This window comes from Pseudoxanthomonas sp. LjRoot204_2 (assembly GCF_056175765.1).
The window spans coordinates 1-3,231 of the sequence record NZ_JBGFFG010000381.1 but is presented as its reverse complement, the minus strand read 5'-3'; the positions used below and the strand labels follow the sequence as shown (position 1 = coordinate 3,231).

Below are 3,231 nucleotides of genomic sequence, written 5' to 3'. Positions count from 1 at the left end.
CCACCCGCATGCCGGTCGATGATGCCCAGGCATTCTCGCGCACGGCGCACGCTACGGTCCGTCACGGCGTGGGCACGTCTTCACCATCACGGTGACCGAGGGACCATGGGACGGTGAGCCTGGTTCCGCCCCGCGGCTTACACGCATCGCATCCGCGCCGATGCGATGTCCTGTCCCACCGGCTACGCGCTTTCACTCCGGGCGGTCGATGGCCAGCGAGCCAGCGGCACCAGCACCTGCGGTTCCCGCGGACCCTGCAGCAACTCGGGCAAGCGGGCCTCGTAGTCGCGACGGTAGGGCCTGTCCTGGCGCGCGAGGAACGTGGCCACGTCGGGCTCGGCCCAGCGCTCGTACAGGGTGAACAGTGTCGGGTCGTTCGCATCGCGATGCAGATCGCACGACAGGAAGGTGTCTTCCTTGGACATCGCATCGACGATGGCGTGCACCGCGTGCAGCCACTCGTCGACGCGCTCCGGCTTCACGCGCAGGCGGACGTAGAACACCAGCGGCGCGGAGGGGGTGGCAGCGTGATCGAGGCTCATCGGTGCAGGGCCTTGGCGTGGTGCGCGACGTGGTCGCCGATGAAGCTGGCGATGAAGTAATAGCTGTGGTCGTAGCCGGGTTGCAGGCGCAGCGTCAGCGGATGGCCTGCGGCGTCGGCGGCGGCCTGCAGCAGCTCGGGCTTCAACTGGACATTCAGGAATTCGTCCGCATCGCCCTGGTCGACCAGCAGCGGCAAGCGTTCGGAGGCATCGCGGATCAGTGCGACGGCATCGTAGTGCTTCCACGCATCGCGGTCGCTGCCGAGATAGGCGCCGAACGCCTTTTCGCCCCACGGTACCTGCGACGGCGCGACGATCGGCGAGAATGCGGACACGCTGCGGTAGCGGCCGGGATTCTTCAGTGCGACGGTCAACGCACCGTGCCCGCCCATCGAGTGTCCGCTGATCGCGCGCGCATCGGTGGCCGGGAAATTCGCTTCGATGAGCGCTGGCACCTCGTGGACCACGTAGTCGTACATGCGGTAGTGCGCTGCCCACGGGGCCTGCGTGGCATTGACGTAGAAGCCAGCGCCCTTGCCGAGGTCATAGCCGTCGGCATCGGCGACGTCGTCGCCCCGTGGACTGGTATCCGGCGCGACCAGGATCACGCCGTGCTCGGCGGCGTAGCGCTGCGCACCGGCCTTGGTGATGAAGTTCTGCTCGGTGCAGGTCAGGCCGGACAGCCAGTACAGCACCGGCAGCTTCTGCGTTCCCGCCTGCGGGGGCAGGTAGACGGCGAAGCGCATCGTGCAACCGAGGGTGCGGGATGCGTGTTCGTAGACGTCCTGCCAGCCGCCGAAGCAGGCGCGGTGCTCAATGCGCTGGATCGTCATGTCAGGCCACGTCCTTTGCGGGTGCGAGACGGATCTCGAAGGTCTTCAATGCAAGCGCATCGCCTTTCGTCTCGATGCGCGATGCCTCGGCGAGTGCGCGGATCCTGGATGCGTAGAACATCTCCGGCAGATCCTCGTACTCGTCCGGAGCCGCGATCATGACGCCTGCGGTGATGAACCCCGCTTTCTTCCAGTCCCGACCCAGCGACGAAAGGATCGCCCGGTCGATGTTCTGCAGGTCGTGCTCGCCGAGGCGCGCGATCGCATCGCGCGCATCATGATCGAAGGAGTCGTCCATCGTCGCGTCCGGCATGGCGTCCAGGGTCGTCTTCTGCAAGGACATCGTCATCTCAGTAGTGCACCACGCTGCGGATGGACTTGCCCTCATGCATCAGGTCGAAGGCCTCGTTGATCCCGTCCAGCGGCATGGTGTGGGTCACGAATGGCGCGAGTTCGATATCGCCCTTCATCGCATCCTCGACCATGCCGGGCAACTGCGAACGACCCTTCACGCCGCCGAAGGCGGTGCCCATCCACTTGCGGCCGGTCACCAGCTGGAACGGGCGCGTGCTGATTTCCTGACCTGCACCTGCCACGCCGATGATGACGCTCTGGCCCCAGCCGCGGTGCGCGCACTCCAGCGCGGCGCGCATGACGTTGACGTTGCCGATGCACTCGAACGAATGGTCGACGCCCCAGCCCGTCATCTCGACGACGACCTGTTGGATCGGCTTGTCGAAGTCCTTCGGGTTGATGCAATCGGTAGCACCGAACTGCGTCGCCATCTCGAACTTGGAAGGGTTGGTGTCGATGGCGATGATGCGGCCGGCCTTGGCCTGGCGCGCGCCCTGGATCACGGCGAGGCCGATGCCGCCCAGGCCGAACACGGCCACCGAATCGCCTTCCTGCACCTTGGCCGTGTTGTGCACGGCGCCGATGCCGGTGGTGACGCCGCAGCCGAGCAGGCAGACGTGCTCCGGGTTCGCGTCGGGATTGATCTTGGCCAGCGAAACCTCGGCGACGACCGTGTATTCGCTGAAGGTCGAGCAGCCCATGTAGTGGTACAGCGGCTGGCCTTCATAGGAGAAGCGTGAGGTGCCGTCCGGCATCACGCCCTTGCCCTGCGTCGCCCGCACCGACGTGCACAGGTTGGTCTTGCCGCTCTTGCAGAACAGGCACTCGCCGCACTCGGCGGTGTAGAGCGGGATGACGTGGTCGCCCGGCTTGACGCTGGTGACGCCTTCGCCGACCTCGACCACGATGCCGGCACCTTCATGGCCCAGCACGACGGGAAACAGTCCCTCCGGATCCTCGCCCGACAGCGTGAACGCATCGGTGTGGCAGACGCCGGTGTGGGTGATCTTCACCAGCACTTCGCCCTTCTGCGGCGGGGCGACGTCGATCTCGACGATCTTCAGCGGTTCGCCTGCGGCGAAGGCGACGGCGGCACGGGATTTCATGGTCAGTCTCCTGCGAGAGGGGGGATTTTTTACAGGAGCGGGCCATGCCCGCGATGCGTTTCCCGACCTTGGCCGAGGAGCATCGCGGGCATGTCCCGCTCCTACTTCAGATAGGACCGCACCAGCGCGACGGCGGCATCGATGCCGGCCCCGCGCTGTTCGGGCGTCGACGCGGGATGCGCGAATTCCTCGCGCAGGTGGCTTTCCAGGATTTCGGACATCAGTCCGTTGACCGCACCGCGCACCGCCGCGAGCTGCTGCAGGACCGGCGCGCAGTCGGCACCCTCCTCCAGCGCGCGCTCCAGCGCATCCAGCTGGCCGCGGATGCGCTTGACGCGCGTGAGCGCTTTCTTCTTGTCGGCGGGCGAATGCGGCATGGCGATGGCAGCCTATAGT

General features: G+C 66.3%; 5 protein-coding genes. All 5 read right to left on the bottom strand.

Annotated features, from left to right (window positions below):
• Positions 1–182 precede the first annotated feature (182 nt).
• Positions 183–542 (bottom strand): putative quinol monooxygenase, encoded by a 360-nt coding sequence (locus AC04L7_RS15190; RefSeq protein ID WP_435996249.1) that lies wholly within the window; start codon positions 540–542, stop codon positions 183–185.
• Positions 539–1,369 (bottom strand): S-formylglutathione hydrolase, encoded by an 831-nt coding sequence (gene fghA / locus AC04L7_RS15185; protein WP_436000911.1) that lies wholly within the window; start codon positions 1,367–1,369, stop codon positions 539–541. Before fghA ends, AC04L7_RS15190 begins: the two co-directional genes overlap by 4 nt.
• A 7-nt stretch (positions 1,370–1,376) precedes the next feature.
• The gene (locus AC04L7_RS15180) at positions 1,377–1,712 is read right to left on the bottom strand and encodes a DUF3658 domain-containing protein (RefSeq protein WP_436040779.1); all 336 of its coding nucleotides are present in this window, start codon (positions 1,710–1,712) and stop codon (positions 1,377–1,379) included.
• A gap of 13 nt (positions 1,713–1,725) precedes the next feature.
• On the bottom strand, positions 1,726–2,835 hold the full coding sequence (locus tag AC04L7_RS15175; RefSeq protein WP_435996247.1) for an S-(hydroxymethyl)glutathione dehydrogenase/class III alcohol dehydrogenase: 1,110 nt from the start codon (positions 2,833–2,835) through the stop codon (positions 1,726–1,728).
• Positions 2,836–2,936: 101 nt separating this feature from the next.
• Positions 2,937–3,212 carry a formaldehyde-responsive transcriptional repressor FrmR gene (frmR, locus tag AC04L7_RS15170; RefSeq protein ID WP_296281395.1) on the bottom strand — a complete coding sequence of 92 codons (276 nt, stop codon included), beginning with the start codon at positions 3,210–3,212 and terminating at the stop codon, positions 2,937–2,939.
• Positions 3,213–3,231 lie beyond the last annotated feature (19 nt).